This window comes from Microbulbifer aggregans, assembly GCF_020524005.1.
Taxonomy (GTDB): Bacteria; Pseudomonadota; Gammaproteobacteria; order Pseudomonadales; family Cellvibrionaceae; genus Microbulbifer; species Microbulbifer aggregans_A.
On record NZ_JAIVKK010000001.1, the window covers coordinates 704,494 to 719,947 of the forward strand.

The 15,454-nt window shown below is 59.1% G+C and carries 15 protein-coding genes; 1 reads left to right on the forward strand and 14 read right to left on the reverse strand.

Features of this window, described 5'->3' with window-relative positions:
* Positions 1 to 403: 403 nt before the first annotated feature.
* The 4 genes from LC093_RS03000 to LC093_RS03015 form a co-directional block, all read right to left on the reverse strand.
* Positions 404 to 1,672, reverse strand: a complete 1,269-nt coding sequence (locus LC093_RS03000) for a lipoprotein-releasing ABC transporter permease subunit (protein WP_226661850.1) — start codon at positions 1,670 to 1,672, stop codon at positions 404 to 406.
* The gene (gene lolD, locus LC093_RS03005; protein ID WP_226661852.1) at positions 1,665 to 2,414 is read right to left on the reverse strand and encodes a lipoprotein-releasing ABC transporter ATP-binding protein LolD; all 750 of its coding nucleotides are present in this window, start codon (positions 2,412 to 2,414) and stop codon (positions 1,665 to 1,667) included. Before lolD ends, LC093_RS03000 begins: the two co-directional genes overlap by 8 nt.
* A 108-nt stretch (positions 2,415 to 2,522) precedes the next feature.
* Positions 2,523 to 3,764: a lipoprotein-releasing ABC transporter permease subunit gene (locus LC093_RS03010; protein WP_226661856.1), complete on the reverse strand. Its 1,242-nt coding sequence runs from the start codon at positions 3,762 to 3,764 to the stop codon at positions 2,523 to 2,525.
* A gap of 86 nt (positions 3,765 to 3,850) precedes the next feature.
* On the reverse strand, positions 3,851 to 5,482 hold the full coding sequence (locus tag LC093_RS03015) for an alpha/beta hydrolase (RefSeq protein ID WP_226661858.1): 1,632 nt from the start codon (positions 5,480 to 5,482) through the stop codon (positions 3,851 to 3,853).
* A 188-nt stretch (positions 5,483 to 5,670) separates the two neighbouring features.
* Here LC093_RS03015 and LC093_RS03020 point away from each other — a divergent pair, with 188 nt between their 5' ends.
* A complete protein-coding gene (locus tag LC093_RS03020; RefSeq protein WP_226661862.1) occupies positions 5,671 to 5,988 on the forward strand; it encodes a hypothetical protein in 318 nt (105 codons plus the stop codon).
* A 135-nt stretch (positions 5,989 to 6,123) separates the two neighbouring features.
* On the opposite strand, the gene LC093_RS03025 is transcribed toward LC093_RS03020, so the two are convergent.
* From LC093_RS03025 to LC093_RS03070, 10 genes are all read right to left on the reverse strand, one after another.
* Positions 6,124 to 6,591, reverse strand: a complete 468-nt coding sequence (locus tag LC093_RS03025; protein WP_226661865.1) for a thioesterase family protein — start codon at positions 6,589 to 6,591, stop codon at positions 6,124 to 6,126.
* Positions 6,588 to 7,985 carry a Si-specific NAD(P)(+) transhydrogenase gene (gene sthA, locus LC093_RS03030; protein ID WP_226661868.1) on the reverse strand — a complete coding sequence of 466 codons (1,398 nt, stop codon included), beginning with the start codon at positions 7,983 to 7,985 and terminating at the stop codon, positions 6,588 to 6,590. The genes LC093_RS03025 and sthA overlap by 4 nt, the downstream gene beginning before the upstream one ends.
* Positions 7,986 to 8,068: 83 nt before the next feature.
* The gene (gene nqrM / locus LC093_RS03035) at positions 8,069 to 8,326 is read right to left on the reverse strand and encodes a (Na+)-NQR maturation NqrM (RefSeq protein WP_226661871.1); all 258 of its coding nucleotides are present in this window, start codon (positions 8,324 to 8,326) and stop codon (positions 8,069 to 8,071) included.
* Between the two features lie 2 nt (positions 8,327 to 8,328).
* Positions 8,329 to 9,450, reverse strand: coding sequence for an FAD:protein FMN transferase (locus tag LC093_RS03040; protein WP_226661873.1), 1,122 nt, complete (start codon positions 9,448 to 9,450; stop codon positions 8,329 to 8,331).
* Complete coding sequence (nqrF, locus tag LC093_RS03045) at positions 9,416 to 10,642, reverse strand: NADH:ubiquinone reductase (Na(+)-transporting) subunit F (protein WP_226661876.1); 1,227 nt, start codon at positions 10,640 to 10,642, stop codon at positions 9,416 to 9,418. Before nqrF ends, LC093_RS03040 begins: the two co-directional genes overlap by 35 nt.
* Positions 10,643 to 10,660: 18 nt before the next feature.
* On the reverse strand, positions 10,661 to 11,269 hold the full coding sequence (gene nqrE, locus LC093_RS03050; protein ID WP_226661879.1) for an NADH:ubiquinone reductase (Na(+)-transporting) subunit E: 609 nt from the start codon (positions 11,267 to 11,269) through the stop codon (positions 10,661 to 10,663).
* Positions 11,270 to 11,272: 3 nt separating this feature from the next.
* Positions 11,273 to 11,938 (reverse strand): NADH:ubiquinone reductase (Na(+)-transporting) subunit D, encoded by a 666-nt coding sequence (locus LC093_RS03055; protein ID WP_226662422.1) that lies wholly within the window; start codon positions 11,936 to 11,938, stop codon positions 11,273 to 11,275.
* Positions 11,939 to 11,946: 8 nt separating this feature from the next.
* Complete coding sequence (locus tag LC093_RS03060; RefSeq protein WP_226661882.1) at positions 11,947 to 12,729, reverse strand: Na(+)-translocating NADH-quinone reductase subunit C; 783 nt, start codon at positions 12,727 to 12,729, stop codon at positions 11,947 to 11,949.
* Positions 12,722 to 13,930 carry an NADH:ubiquinone reductase (Na(+)-transporting) subunit B gene (locus LC093_RS03065; protein ID WP_226661886.1) on the reverse strand — a complete coding sequence of 403 codons (1,209 nt, stop codon included), beginning with the start codon at positions 13,928 to 13,930 and terminating at the stop codon, positions 12,722 to 12,724. Before LC093_RS03065 ends, LC093_RS03060 begins: the two co-directional genes overlap by 8 nt.
* A gap of 2 nt (positions 13,931 to 13,932) precedes the next feature.
* Positions 13,933 to 15,273 carry a Na(+)-translocating NADH-quinone reductase subunit A gene (locus tag LC093_RS03070; protein WP_226661889.1) on the reverse strand — a complete coding sequence of 447 codons (1,341 nt, stop codon included), beginning with the start codon at positions 15,271 to 15,273 and terminating at the stop codon, positions 13,933 to 13,935.
* Positions 15,274 to 15,454: the final 181 nt, after the last annotated feature.

Consider the following 15,454-nt stretch of genomic DNA (forward strand, 5'->3'; position numbering starts at 1 on the left):
GATCGGGTCCGGCATGACGGTATTTGTGTGTGTCATCCCGGACTTGATCCGGGACCCAGCTCAGAAGTAGTCCAAACCCCCGCACTGGATGCCGGACCGAGTCCGGCATGACGGTATTTGTGTGTGTCATCCCGGACTTGATCCGGGACCCAGCTCAGAAGTAGTCCAAACCCCCGCACTGGATGCCGGATCGGGTCCGGCATGACGGTATTTGTGTGTGTCATCCCGGACTTGATCCGGGATCCAGCTCAGAAGTAGTCCAAACCCCCGCACTGGATGCCGGATCGGGTCCGGCATGACGGTATTTGTGTGTGTCATCCCGGACTTGATCCGGGATCCAGCTCAGAAGTAATCCTAACCCCCGCACTGGATGCCGGATCAGGTCCGGCATGACGGCGGGAGATTAATAGTCGTGGCGCAGGGCTGCGGCTGGCTGTACGCGGCTGGCTTGTAGTGCTGGATACAGGGTTGCGATCAGGCTGAGCAGGAAGCCGGCGCCCACCACCAGGGCTACATCCCCCCACTGCAACTCTGACGGCAGGTAGTCCACCGGATACACATCCGATTTCAGGAACTGGATGCCGAACAGGCTCTCCAGCCCGGACACCAGATCGGTAACGACCAGCGAACCGAGCACGCCCAGGGCACCGCCCACGAGCACACCGATCAATCCCACCAGCGCCCCCTGGCTGACAAACGTCAGCAGGATTTCCCGCGTGCTCGCGCCCATGGTACGCAGGATGGCGATGTCGCCGTGCTTGTCGATCACCACCATCACCAGGGTGGACACCACATTGAACGCGGCGATCGCGATAATCAGGAATACCAGCAGGCCGACCAGGTTGCGGGACATCTGGATGGCCTGGTACAGGTTGCCATGGGTGCCGGTCCAGTCGTTGCCGTAGTAACCCTCGGCGGGCAACTGGCGCAGCAGCTGCTGGAACACCACGAACGAGCGCAGCATATCTTCCACGCGCATCTGCACCCCGGCACCGCCGGCGCCACCGGCCAGCTCTTTTGCCTGGGCCCAGTCCACCAGTGCCAGCGAATGATCCAGCGCGGTACCGGAATGGAAAATATCCACCACCTTGAAGCCCGCCAGCTGTGCCGCGGCGCGGCCGCCGTTTTCCGAGTTGGCACTTTGCGGCACTACCACGGACAAATGCTCACCCAAAGAAATCTCAAGCTTGTCGGCAATGCCCTGGCCGAGAATGATGCCCGGCTGCAGCGGGTCTGCGGTCATTGCACTGAAGCTGTCCGGTTTCAGGAACTGGCCGATGGTCGACACATTGACGATGGTTTCAGGGTTTACCCCCTGCACCAGCAGCGGGGTTACTTCGAGGCCATTGCGCGCCAGGCCGTTGACCTGCCACACCTCGGCGGCAGCGGTCACGCCCGGAAATGCGTCCACTTCATCGCGGATCTTCTGCCAGTCGATATCCACGCTGGCGTTGTAGACGGTGGCGTGGGGCATGATGCCGAGAATGCGCTCGCGCAGTTCGCGGTCGAAGCCGTTCATTACCGACATCACCACGATCATCAGCGCCACACCGAGAATCAGACCGATCATCGACAGGCCGGAAATAAACGACACCAGCCCGGCGGAATCCTGCCCGCTGCGCTGGGCGCCTGCGTAGCGCAGGCCGACAAATGCGGGTAATGGCTTAAACATGTTCACCCTGCTGCCAGCCTTCCACCAGCTGACCGTCTTCCAGGTGCAGGCAGCGATCGAGTGCGCCGGCCAGTTCCGGATCGTGGGTGACGATGATGAAGCTGATCCCGGTTTCCCGGTTCAGGCGATCCATCAGTTTGTGGATCTCGTGCGCGGTGTTGCGGTCAAGGTTGCCGGTGGGTTCATCCATCAGTACGCAGGCCGGCTTCGCCACCAGCGCACGGGCAATGGCGACACGCTGGCGCTCACCGCCGGACAGCTGCGCCGGCTTGTGATCCAAGCGTTGTCCAAGGCCGACGGCCTCGAGCATTTCCTGCGCGGCCGCGCGGGCCTCGCTCACGGATTGCTTGCCGATCAGCAACGGCATGGCCACGTTTTCCAGCGCGGTAAATTCATTCAGCAGGTGGTGAAACTGGTACACGAAACCGAGGCTTGAATTACGCAGCCAGCCGCGCTCGTTGGCGTTGAGCGTGGCCAGGTTCTGCCCCGCTACCCAGACCTCACCGGTGCTCGGCGTATCCAGGCCACCCAGCAGGTTCAGCAGTGTGGATTTACCAGATCCGGACGCGCCGACAATCGCCAGGCGCTCGCCTTTCGGCACCTGCAGCTCGACGCCGCGCAATACGTGCAGCTCGTTATTGCCCTGCTTGTAGGTTTTGCTGAGCTGGTGACAGGCCAACACAATTTCTGCGGACGGCTGCATATGCGCCTCTTCCGGTTTGATTTCTACTTGGCTGTTCATCTGGTCCGTCTGTGTTCTGTTTGTCTTTGTGTAGGAGCCTGCTTGCAGGCGATTTCCCGAGACACCGGGAGGTTCGCCTGCAAGCAGGCTCCTACAGCAGTAATTGGGTTATTCGTAGCGCAGCGCTTCTGCCGGTTCGATCTGGGCCGCGCGCCACGCCGGGAACAGTGTTGCCAGCAGGCTCATGATCACCGCGGCACTCAGTACCATGACGGCGTCACCGGCACGGAATTCCGACGGCAGGAAGCTCACGAAAAATACCCGGGGATCGAAGATCTTCGCGCCCAGGAAGTTTTCCACCCAGGACACCAGGTCGGTCAGGTTGAGGGCGATCAGGGTACCGAGCGCCGCGCCAACAAAAGCACCAATGATGCCAATCGCACTGCCCTGCACCACAAACACCGCCATGATCTGGCGCGAGGTGAGGCCGAGGGTACGCAACACGGCGATATCCGAGCGTTTGTCCGCCACCATCAGCACCAGCGCCGATACAATATTGAACGCCGCCACGGCGACGATGATCATCAGCATCAGGGTGACCACGGTTTTTTCCATTTTCACCGCCTGGAACAGGCTGCCCTGGGAAAGACTCCAGTCTTCACCTTCGAACCCTTCACCCAGTGCGGCGGCGTAGCTTTCTACACGGCCAAGGGCGTTGTTCATATCGTCGAATTTGAGCTGCAGGCCCTGCACTTTGCCGCGCATACGCAACAGCCGCGACGCGTCTTCGATATGCATCAGGGCCATGTTCTGGTCGACCTGGGCACCCACCGAAAATACGCCGGCAACGGTAAAGCGCTTGGTGCGGGGAAAAATACCGGCCGGGGTAATCACGACTTCCGGCAAGGTGAGGATGACGCTGTCGCCGGGAATAACACCCAGCTGGCGGGCAAGAATACGCCCGAGGACAATCTCGTAACTGCGCGGCTGCAGCGTATCCATGCTGCCCATCAGCATGTTCTCACCAACTGCGGACACATCCCGCAGGGCCTGCGGATCAATGCCCTGGAACTCCACGCCCTGGGACTGGTTGTTGGCGCCGAGCAGCGCAAACCCACGCACAAACGGGCTCGCGGCCACCACGTGCGGCTGGTTACGCAACTGGCTGGCGGCATCCTGCCAGTCTTCCAGACCCTCTTTGTGCTCCACAAAGCCGTGGGGTACGACCGCAAGGATTCGGGTTTTCAGCTCGCGATCAAAACCGTTCATAACGGAAGTGACCACGATCAGTGCAAACACACCCAGCGCCATCCCCAACAGGGAGAATCCGTTAATAAAGGAAATGAACTGCTGCCGGCGGCGGGCGGCCACGTAGCGGAGGCCGATATAGAGGGGAACTGGTTTTATCATGTGGCTGATTTAAGCGGAAAAACGCCAAGAAATCCAAGCATTTACGCACACTACCCGGAGTTGTCTGACAACTGTGACCGCATATTTCAGCGAGGATTCCATGTGCGCAGTTTTTCTTTTAGTAGCTTCAGGCTCGCCTCATCCCACCCTTGCGGCTCGGTGAGCTGATACCAGGCGTGCACATAGTCTTCCGGCGCATAGCTGTGGCCATACCCCATGGGCGCAATCCCGGCGTGCATATCCATCCCCAGCTGCAGCATGGTCACGATCGGGTACCACTTCAGGTCCGGTGACACATCCCGCGCGCGGGGCTTATCCATCCATGCCGGCTTGCGCCAGGCGGCCGCGGGGTCAAAAAAGACGATGGGGTCACTGCCGTGTTGCAGGTAGGCGATGCGGAAATCGCCCCAGGGCTGCTCGCCCTTCTCGTAGCCGCCGAAATGGTTGCCGAAGCGCACCACCGAGCCACCGCGGAAACTTGGCAGCCACGCAGGGGACCCTTCATCACGATGGGCGGTGACCATGCGCCAAGTATCGGAGCGGAACGGGGGGCCGGTCCAGAGGGCGCCGTGAAAGGGGTCATCGATGATGTCGTAGAAATCAAAGGAGCGGTCGGAATTGAGCGCGCCGAGGCTCAGCCCGAACAGGTACAGCTTCGGCCGGGACTGCCTGGGCATTGCTTTCCAGTAGCCATAAACGGCCTGAAACAACGCCTGCGCAGTCTCGCGACCATAGGCATCTTCCGTCATCAGCGCGATGGGGCTGGGGAGATAGGAATACTGGGCGGCGACGCTGGCGATATCGCCGCGCAGCAGGTACTCGATGGAATTGATCGCCCCCGGATCGACCCAGCCGGTGCCGGTGGGGGTAATGAGGATCAGGTTCGCGCGATCAAAGCCCCCTACCCGCTTGAGCTCATCCAGTGCCAGCTTCGCCCGCGCCTCTGGTGTATCTGCGGCGTTAAGACCAACGTAGACGCGGATCGGGTCCTTGGCGCGGCCGGTAACTTCGGCAATGTCCTTTTCCTTTGGCCCGAGCGCCAGGTAACGCCGCCCCTGGTGCCCCATATCTTTCCAGCGCACCAGTGAATCCGGACCTCCCGCTTGGTTGGCGCCGGTCGGCGCCTTCATGTCCGGAACGATGCGCGCATCCAGCCGCTGGTAGATACCATCCACCTTGTGCAGCGCGGTGCTCACCACCACATCGCTGATCACCGAGTAAAACACGAAGAACGCGGCGACCAGGCCCAGTAGCGTGGCGATCCGCTGTGGCACCCGGCGCTCCAGTTTGCCGGAAAGGAAATAAAACAGCTGCCGGAAGAGCTTTGCGATCAATACCAGGACGAGGAAGACCAGGGCAGCAACGAGGGCGACGGTAAGCGGGCGCACCCCGGGCACTTCTTCCAGGCCCATCAGTGCGCGCACGGAGTTTTGCCAGGTGGTTGCCTGCAACAGGAACCCCACGGCCAGCAGCACACACAAGGCGGTGACCACCCAGCGCAGTACTTGCCGGGTGCGGCCACCGACCGCCGGCAGCTCCATAAAGTGCCAAAGCCAGGCGACGAACACGCCAACGCCATAGCCGGCGACCATGGAAATGCCGGATATCGCCCCCTGCACCACACCCTCGCGCGGGATGAGCGAAGGCGTTAGCGAGAGCGCGAAGAAGATAGTACCTACCAGCAATCCCGCGGTAGAGAATTGAAGTGGAAGTCGCATCCGTGACTGCCTGAAGGGTCGAGTTCGAATATCAGCCTAGCATATCCGGGCCAGATCAATTCGCCCACGGGGGCCTGCGGGGCTTGTCTGCCGGCGGACAGGAGATAAAACGTGAAGAATGCCGCGTGTTTGGGCACAATATCTGCTTTAATGCCTGACAACTCGAATAATCACATCGGAGAGACAGTATGTTCTCAAACCGCCAATCTTCTTCCCTGCTGAGCCGCCTTGGTATGGCATCCCTGCTCGGTGCCGCACTCTTCTCAACGGTATTATCTGCCCAGGCCGATACTGTGGAAGTGCCGGTAGGCAGTCAGGGCCTGGTGGCCGAAGCCAACATTCTCCGCGGCAAGAAACAGGAATTTGTAACGGCTGAATTGGGCGAGCCCCTGAGCATCCAGGGTCCGGTCGGCGAGCCGGCGATCACTCGCTGGGAATACGCAGACTTCTACGTCTATTTTGAATATGAGCGCGTTTTGCACGTGGTGAAAAAGCACCACGGCTAAGCCCAGGCACACCGCCACCCTATCTTTGGGGTCCATCGCCATCACGCACATCGATGATGGCGATGCCCGATCCCGGACACCGCCTTCCGACCCGTTCCGGGTCAGCGCATCAACAGTCGATAGTCAGACATGCGATCAGTAAAGGAACGTCGCTGTTCCCATAGCGATCAGCTCGTCACTGTCGTTGTGCAGCTCCATACGCGTCACCACGAGCTTGTTGCCCACGCGCAAAATTGAGCCTTCGCAAACGAAGTGGGAGCCACGACCGGGCTTCAGGTAATCCACCCGCATATCCACCGTACCCAGGCGCGTGAGGCGCTGAATCTTTTCATTCCAGTCAATCGCCCCACCCATACGCTGATAGGCTGCGACCATCGCGGTCATGCCGCCAACGGTATCCATCGCCGTCGCGATAACTCCGCCGTGCAGAATATTCTGGAAATGGTTACCAATCAGCTGTGGCTTCAACTCGAACGCTGCTGACAGCGTTTGATTCTCCAGATCAAACTCATGCAAACGGAGACCAACCTCACGCACGAAGGGGATATCGGAAAATATCCCCTCCACCAGCTGGCGGAACTCCGCGGGCGATGGCTCGCTCACAGTCGGGTCACCCGGTTCAGGCCGTCCAGCGCCGCACTGCGGTAGGCTTCCGCCATGGTCGGGTAGTTGAAGGTGGTGTTCACGAAAAAGTCGATCGTATTGTTCGGCGCCGGCTGCTTCATAATTGCCTGGCCGATATGCACGATTTCCGCCGCTTCCGCGCCGAAGCAATGGATACCGAGGATTTCACGGGTTTCGATGTGGAACAGGATTTTCAGCATGCCCACGCGCTCGCCGGAAATCTGTGCACGCGCGGTGTGCTTGAACAATGCACGCCCTACTTCGTACGGCACTTTGGCGTTGGTCAGCTCACTCTCGGTTTTACCGACGGAGGAAATCTCCGGCAGCGTGTAAATACCGGTAGGTGCGTCTTCGATCACCCGGTGCCCACGGCCAACCACCGCAGCGGCCACTGCGCGACCCTGGTCGTAAGAGGCACTGGCGAGGCTCGGCCAGCCGATCACATCGCCCACCGCAAATACGTTTTCTACTTCGGTGCAGTAGTGCTCATCCACGGCGAGCTGGCCGCGGTGGTTGGCTTCGAGACCAATTTTGTCCAGGCCGAGGCTGCCGGTATTACCGGAGCGGCCGTTACACCACAGCAGTGCATCCGCGGAAATACGCTTGCCGGATTGCATCTCCATCACGACACCGCGGTCGGTACCGATGACTTTTGCATACTCTTCCCGGTGACGGACAGTGACACCCATATCGCGCAGGTGGTAGCTCAGTGCATCGGAGATCTCGTCGTCGAGGAACTCCAGCAGATGGCCACGGCTGTTGATCAGGTCCACCTTGATACCCAGCGCCGCAAAAATCGATGCGTATTCGCAACCGATCACACCGGCACCGTAAATGATGATGGCCTGCGGCGTGTGCTCCATGTCCAGGATGGTATCGCTGTCGTAGACGCGCTCGTGGTTGAAGTCCACATCCGCCGGGCGGTACGGGCGCGAGCCGGTGGCGACGACAAATTTTTCCGAAGTGACAATTTCGCGGGCGCCGTCGGTCAGCTGCACCACAACGCTGTTGGCATCGCGGAACTGGGCATCACCGGTAATCAGGTCCACACGGTTGCGCGCATAAAAACTGGTGTGCATTTCCACCTGGTAGGAAATGACCTTGTTAACCGTTTCCATAACCTGCGGAAAAGTCAGCCTGCGCGGTTCGCCCAAAGCACGGAACACGGCCTGGGTGTTGTAGCGCATCAGCTGCTTTACGGAATGACGCAGCGCTTTTGAGGGAATGGTGCCTTTATGGGTACAGTTGCCCCCTACTGACTGACTGCGCTCGATTACGGCTACGCGCAGTCCTTTCTTGGCAGCGCTCATCGCTGCCGCTTCACCGGCCGGGCCGGAACCGATTACTACCAGATCGTACTTGGAATCTGCCATCGAATTACTGTCTTGATTATTTAAGTGTTTATTGGGTCAAATCACGGCGCCTCAGCAAGGCAAGGGCCAGGCAAGAGCCAGGATCAGTCCTGGCGCTTGGTGGCATCGTAAGCCAGGTCAGTGCTGGCAGCGGCTTTGGCCTCAGCGATCTTACGCTGGCGCTCCTGCTCTTTCTCACACTCCTGGTCGTCACCGCCACAAATGTCGCAGTCCTTCTTCATGCCGATCTTGTTGAGACCACCACAGGAGCCTTTCAACGGCTTGTTCTGGATGATCGCGCCCAGTGCCATACCGGTAACGATCAGAACCAGGATTACGAATGCAAGGATATAAATAGTCACGGTTACCTCCCCTGACTCTCAAGATACGGAGTGAAGGCTTCGCTGTAGCGTTCTTCAAAGCCCTGTTCCGCTTTCACCAGCAGAAATACCGCCAGCCCTTCTTTCTCTGCCAATTTTAACGCCGCTTCGGCGCCCATGACATTAAATGCGGTCGCCAGACCATCCGCTTCCGCGCAATTGTCGGCAATCACAGTGACTGACGCGAGGCGATGCTCCACCGGGCGCCCGGTGCGGGGGTCCAGGGTGTGGGCATAACGCTTGCCGTCGCGCTCGTAGTAATTGCGGTAATCCCCGGAGGTGGCTACGGCCTTGCCGCTGACCTGGATCGGCTTCTGCACCACCTGCCCCGCAGTCGGCCGCTCGATCCCGATGCGCCAGGGCTGTCCCTGCGGGCTCACCCCTGATGTGCGCAGTTCGCCACCTACCTCCACCAGGTAGTTGGTGATGCCGCGGGATTCCAGCAGCTCGGCAACACGATCGACACCATGGCCCTTGGCAATGGCCGAGAGGTCGATGGATACCGGGCGTGACTTTGTAAGGGTCAGGCCATCCAGCGACAGCGCATCGGATCCCAGCACTTGCTGCAGCCGGTCAATCTCCTCGTCCGACGGAATCGTTTCCGGCTCGGGGTTGGGGCCAAAGCCCCAGAGGTTGACCAGCGGTCCAATGGTGACATCGAACGCGCCGCCACTGCGGCGGTAGATATCCAGTGAACGGTTAACCACGTCCGCCAGGTGCGGTGAAACCTCCACCGCCACACCAGTCGCCGCGGCGTTAAACCGCATCAGCTCGGAATCGGGGATGTACGTCGACATTTCCTGATTCACCGCGGCAAGCTCGGCGTCAATCGCCGACTGCAACGGCGCTTTCGCCTGCCCCGCCGGCACCTGCACCACGGTGATGTGGTAGCTGGTACCCATGGTTGGGCCAGACAGTTTCCAATTTTCCGCCTTCCTGTCACAAGCCGCCAGCGTCAATGCCAGCAACACGGTGACCAGACCGACAAACCCTTTACGCACAAACAAAAACAGGGCCGAAAGCTTCGGCCCTGTTTTTGCGGTTGTTGTTACACAGCCAATCATGTGGTCATCAGCCACCGAAGTCGTCGAGCAGGATGTTTTCATCCTCTACGCCCAAGTTCTTCAGCATGTTGATTACCGCCGCGTTCATCATGGGCGGCCCACACATGTAGTACTCACAGTCTTCCGGAGCCGGGTGGTCCTTCAGGTAGTTTTCGTACACGACGTTGTGGATGAAGCCGGTGTAACCAGTCCAGTTGTCTTCCGGTTGCGGATCAGACAGGGCGATGTGCCACTGGAAGTTATCAAACTCTGACTGCAGACCGTTGTAGTCGTCCTCGTAGAACATCTCGCGCAGGGAGCGCGCACCGTACCAGAAGCTGATCTTGCGCTTGGAGTTCAGACGCTTCAGCTGGTCGAAGATGTGCGAACGCATCGGCGCCATACCGGCACCACCACCGATGAAGACCATCTCGTTGTCGGTGTCCTTGGCGAAGAACTCACCGAAGGGACCGTATACGCGCATTTTGTCGCCCGGCTTCAGGTTGAAGACGTAGGAAGACATCTGGCCCGGGGGAATACCCTCGGTGCGCGGCGGCGGAGTAGCGATACGGATGTTGAACTTAACAACGCCCTTCTCTTCCGGGTAGTTGGCCATGGAGTAGGCGCGAACCACCGGCTCGGTGACCTTGGACTCCAGCTTGAAGAAGCCGAAGTGCTCCCAGTCGCCACGGTACTCTTCGCCGATCTCGAAGTCGGAGAACTTCACGTGATGGGGCGGCGCTTCCAGCTGTACGTAACCGCCAGCACGGAAGTCTACGTTCTCGCCTTCCGGCAGCTTCAGGGTCAGCTCTTTAATGAAGGTCGCCACGTTCGGGTTGGATTCCACAGTGCATTCCCACTGCTTAACACCAAACACCTCTTCGGGTACTTCGATCTTCATGTCCTGCTTAACCGCAACCTGACAAGACAGGCGCTTGCCCTGCTTGGCTTCACGCGGAGTGAAGTGCGCCGCTTCGGTCGGCAGCATGTCGCCACCACCTTCGCTCACTTTACACACACACTGCGCACAGCTGCCGCCACCACCACAGGCGGAGGCCAGGAACAGGTTGTTGGCAGCCAGGGTCTGCAGCAGTTTGCCACCAGCCGGCACGGTGAGGGTTTTCTCACCGTTAACCAGGATGTTGACGTCACCGGTGTTCACCAGGCGCGAGCGGGCAGCCAGAATGATGGCTACCAGCGCGAGCACGATCACGGTGAACATGCCGACGCCGAAATAAATATCCGTTAATTCCATGTTATTCAACCTCCCCGCTTAGATATCGATGCCGCCGAAGGACATGAAGCCCAGCGACATGAGACCAACGGTAATGAAGGTGATGCCCAGGCCTTTCAGGCCGTCCGGCACGTCACTGTACTTCATGCGCTCGCGAATACCCGCCAGAGCGGTAATCGCCAGTGCCCAGCCGAGGCCGGCGCCGAAGCCGTAAGCAACAGATTCACCAAAATTGTATTCGCGCTCCACCATGAACAGAGACGCACCCATGATGGCGCAGTTCACGGTAATCAGCGGCAGGAATACACCCAGGGCGTTGTAGAGCGCCGGTACATACTTATCCAGGAACATTTCCAGGATCTGTACCAGAGCCGCGATAACGCCGATGTAAGACAGCAGGCCGAGGAAGCTCAGGTCCACGTCCGGGTAGCCGGCCCAGGCCAGCGCGCCGTCTTTCAGCAGGTAGGTGTAAATCAGGTTGTTAACCGGAACGGTGATGGTCAGTACTACGACAACCGCAACACCGAGACCAATCGCCGCTTCGACCTTCTTGGATACCGCCAGGAAGGTACACATCCCGAGGAAGAAGGCCAGCGCCATGTTTTCAATGAAAACGGCGCGAATGATCAGAGAAATAAAGTGTTCCATCTATCAGGCCTCCTGCGCTGCAACAGCTTTAGAGTTGGGCGCGATCTTGAACTCCTGCTCTTCAACCTGCTCCGGCTTCCAGCTACGGATTGCCCAGATGATCAGGCCGATCAGGAAGAACGCACTCGGCGGCAGCAGCAGCATGCCGTTCGGTACATACCAGCCACCGTTGTTGACGGTAGACATGATCTCGATACCGAACAGCTTGCCCGCACCGAACAGCTCACGGATCACGGCGAGGCAGATCAGGATGAAGCTGTAACCCAGACCGTTGCCGATACCATCGAAGAAGCTGTCCTTGGGACCGTGCTTCATGGCAAAGGCTTCCGCGCGGCCCATTACGATACAGTTGGTGATAATCAAACCAACGAATACCGACAGCTGCTTGGAGATGTCGTAGGCATACGCCTTCAGGATCTGGTCCACAACGATTACCAGCGATGCAATCACGGTCATCTGCACAATGATCCGGATGCTGTTGGGAATGTGGTTACGGATCAGGGATACCGACAAGTTCGAAAACGCGGTAACCGTGGTCAGAGCGATACACATTACCAGCGTCACTTGCAGCGAGCTGGTTACCGCCAGCGCAGAACAGATACCGAGGATCTGCAACGCGATGGGGTTGTTGTTGAAAACCGGCTCCAGCAGAGTGTCTTTCAATTTCATGCTCATGCTTACGCCTCCCCTGCTTTCAGGTTTTTCAGGAAGGGACCGTAACCCTGGCTACCCAGCCAGAAGTTAACCAGGTTGTTGACACCTTTACTGGTCAGAGTGGCTCCGGAGAGGCCATCTACCTGGTGTGCAGCTTTCGGGCTGCTCGGGTCAACACTGCCCTTGATCACAGAGATGTCTACGTCGCCGCTGGCATCGTAAACTTCTTTACCAGCCCACTGGGCCTTCCAGCGCGGGTTGTCAACTTCACCACCCAGTCCTGGAGTTTCCTTGTGCTCGTAGAAGCCGAGGCCCGCTACGGTGGTCAGGTCGCTCTCCAGAGCCAGGAAGCCGTACAGCTGACCCCACAGGCCGTAACCACGGACCGGCAGGATAATGCGCTGCAGCTCACCATTCTTCTCCACCAGGTACACCTCTTTGGTGTTTTCACGGCGGATGATCTTGGCGGTGTCCTGCTCAGCAGGCAGTTTTTCACTGGCGCTCGCGACTTTGGCCGCAGCACGGCCAGTACCGCCAGCAGGCGCTTCGTCGGTGAACTTGCCAGTACGCAGATCTACGTACTTGATGGTCACGGATTCAAACGCATCTTCGATGGCCTTGGCGTTGCTCTGATCGGCATCGATCAGGCCACCGGCCAGCAATACGTTCTTCTTCATGTCCAGCTCAGCGTTGGCTTTCTGGGTAGGCTTGAGCATCACTGCCGCGGTGGAAACCACCACGGAGCAGACGATACACAGCACCAGTGCAACGATCAGCGTACCTTTTACGGAATCTTTATTAGCCACGTGCCAACCTCCGTTTGATATGGGACTGCACCACGAAGTGGTCAAACAGCGGCGCGAACAGGTTGGCGAACAGGATCGCCAGCATCATGCCTTCCGGGAAGGCCGGGTTCACTACGCGAATCAACACGCACATTACGCCGATGAGGATGCCGTACCACCAGCGACCAGCGTCGGTCATGGCAGCGGATACCGGGTCGGTGGTCATGAAGATCAGACCGAAGGCGAAACCGCCCACCACCAGGTGCCAGTACCAGGGCACTCCGAACATCAGGTTGGTTTCGGAACCAACGAAGTTGAACAGAGTGGCGGTGGCCATCATGCCCAGCAGCGTGCCGGCAACAATGCGCCAGCTGGCAATCTTCATACCGATCAGGATCACACCGGCAATCAGCATCGCCAGAGTGGAGGTTTCACCGATAGAGCCCTGCATCTTGCCGAAGAACGCGTCCATCCAGGTCAGCTGACCCGCAGCGTTCACCACGCCGTTCTGGATGCCTTCACTCGCCATTACAGACAGCGCGGTCGCACCGGTGTAGCCGTCAACCGCTGTCCATACCGCGTCGCCAGACATGGCCGCCGGATAGGCGAAGAACAGGAAAGCACGGCCGGTCAGTGCCGGGTTCAGGAAGTTTTTGCCGGTACCACCGAACACTTCCTTACCGATAACCACACCGAAGCTGATACCCATTGCCACCATCCACAGCGGCAGGTCCGGCGGACAGGTCAGCGCGAACAGGATGGAAGTTACGAAGAAGCCTTCGTTCACTTCGTGGCCACGTACGGCCGCGAACAGCACTTCCCAGATACCACCCACGATGAAGGTCACCGCGTAGATCGGCAGGAAGTACATGGCGCCGTGCACCAGGTTGTCCCACAGGCTGTTGGCGTCGTAGCCAGTCAGCGCCCCGATGATGGCGTGACGCCAGCCGGCGGCTTCGGTCATGCCCATGTCAGCCATGATGGTGTTGGCCTGGAAGCCCACATTCCACATGCCGTAGAACATGGGGATCATGGCGCAAGCCCAAACAGTGATCATGATGCGCTTCAGGTCGATACCATCGCGCACGTGCGCGGTGGTCTTGGTGCGATCAGCCGGCTGGAACAGACCAGTGTCGATCGCTTCGTACAGCGCGTAGAACTTTTCGTATTTACCGCCCTTGTGGAAGTGCGGCTCCATGTTGTCGAGTAATTTACGCAACATCCTTAACCCTCCTTCTCAATACGAGTCAGGTTGTCCCGCAAAATGGGGCCGAAATCGTACTTGCCCGGGCACACGAAGGTGCACAGCGCCAAGTCTTCTTCATCCAGCTCCAGGGCACCCAACTGCTGGGCAACCTGGGTATCACCAACAACCAGTGCGCGCAGCAGCTGGGTCGGCAGGATATCCAGCGGCATTACGCGCTCGTAGGTGCCGATTGGCATCAGCGCACGCTCGGAACCGTTGGTGCTGGTGGTGAAGTTGAACAGCTTGCTCTTCATAAAGCGGCTGATGTAGATCGGCAGCACGGAGAAGCGGCTCGCACCAGGCGTGAAGTAATGCAGCATCGGGCGCTCACGGCCTTCCTGCAGTACAGAGATCTGGTTGTGGTAGCGGCCGAGGTAGGCCAGAGGACCTTCCGCAGTGCGGCCGCCGAATACGGAGCCGGAAATCACGCGGTTGTCGTCGCCAGCGGTCTCACCGGCCAGCAGCGCAGTCAGGTCGGCGCCCACACGGGTGCGCAGCAGACGCGGTTTGCTTACCTGAGGGCCACCCAAGGCCACGACGCGGTCGGTGTACAGTTTGCCGGTTTCAAACAGCTTGCCGACGGCGATCACGTCCTGGTAACCGATGGTCCAAACCTGGCGACCGGGCTTGACCGGGTGCAGGTAGTGGATATGGGTACCGGAAAGGCCAGCCGGGTGCGGACCCGCGAAGGCTTCGCGCTGAACGGAAGCAACGCTCGGTACAGAGATGTCCGCGTCAGGCGCGGTACATACGAAGGTCTTCTCGGCCAGCTTGGCGAGAATCTCAACGCCCTGGGTGAACGCATCGCGCTGCTCGGCGATGATCACAGCAGGGTCGGCCGCCAGCGGGTTGGTATCCATGGCATTGATAAACAGCGCAGACGGCTGGGCATCCAGTGCCGGTACCTTGCTGTACGGACGGGTGCGCAGTGCAGTCCAGAGACCGGACTCCTGCAGGTTTACCCGTACCTGCTCAGCGGTCAGGCTGGCCAGCTGACCAGCACCGTAGCTGGCAAACTGCTCGGCCTCATCGCCCTCGACCTCGATGACAACAGACTGCAGCACCCGACGGGCACCACGGTTGATTGCCACTACGCGGCCGGCAGCTGGTGCGGTGTAGCGCACGCCTTCGGTTTTCTTATCGGTGAACAGCAGCTGTCCGAGTTTGACGCTATCCCCTTCCGCAACTGCCATGGTCGGCTTCATCCCGTTGTAATCGGGACCAAGTACCGCAACAGTCTTGGCTGCAGGTGCATCGTAGATGACCTGCTCGGGCGCGCCGGATATGGGTAAATCCAATCCCCGACGGATTTTTCTCATACGCCTATGCCTAAGTTCTAAGTTGGTAGGTTTGTAAGCTTCTAGGTTTAAAAAACGCTAAAAATGAAAAGAGGAAACCCATAGCGGGGACTTAGGCCGCGGCAAACATAGGCCTTGACCAAATAGTAGCCACACCTCAGCGAGCCACTAAATTAGAAGTTGCTAACCACCCGGGAACACT

Excerpts from the sequence above, each read along its gene's own strand:
- nqrF (WP_226661876.1), bottom strand. The coding sequence starts at position 10,642 with ATGGAATTAACGGATATTTATTTCGGCGTCGGCATGTTCACCGTGATC.
- LC093_RS03015 (WP_226661858.1), bottom strand. The coding sequence starts at position 5,482 with ATGCGACTTCCACTTCAATTCTCTACCGCGGGATTGCTGGTAGGTACT.
- LC093_RS03065 (WP_226661886.1), bottom strand. The coding sequence starts at position 13,930 with ATGTTGCGTAAATTACTCGACAACATGGAGCCGCACTTCCACAAGGGC.
- LC093_RS03055 (WP_226662422.1), bottom strand. The coding sequence starts at position 11,938 with ATGAAATTGAAAGACACTCTGCTGGAGCCGGTTTTCAACAACAACCCC.
- LC093_RS03000 (WP_226661850.1), bottom strand. The coding sequence starts at position 1,672 with ATGTTTAAGCCATTACCCGCATTTGTCGGCCTGCGCTACGCAGGCGCC.
- LC093_RS03010 (WP_226661856.1), bottom strand. The coding sequence starts at position 3,764 with ATGATAAAACCAGTTCCCCTCTATATCGGCCTCCGCTACGTGGCCGCC.
- LC093_RS03020 (WP_226661862.1), top strand. The coding sequence starts at position 5,671 with ATGTTCTCAAACCGCCAATCTTCTTCCCTGCTGAGCCGCCTTGGTATG.
- LC093_RS03040 (WP_226661873.1), bottom strand. The coding sequence starts at position 9,450 with ATGAAAACATCCTGCTCGACGACTTCGGTGGCTGATGACCACATGATT.
- nqrE (WP_226661879.1), bottom strand. The coding sequence starts at position 11,269 with ATGGAACACTTTATTTCTCTGATCATTCGCGCCGTTTTCATTGAAAAC.
- sthA (WP_226661868.1), bottom strand. The coding sequence starts at position 7,985 with ATGGCAGATTCCAAGTACGATCTGGTAGTAATCGGTTCCGGCCCGGCC.
- lolD (WP_226661852.1), bottom strand. The coding sequence starts at position 2,414 with ATGAACAGCCAAGTAGAAATCAAACCGGAAGAGGCGCATATGCAGCCG.
- LC093_RS03070 (WP_226661889.1), bottom strand. The coding sequence starts at position 15,273 with ATGAGAAAAATCCGTCGGGGATTGGATTTACCCATATCCGGCGCGCCC.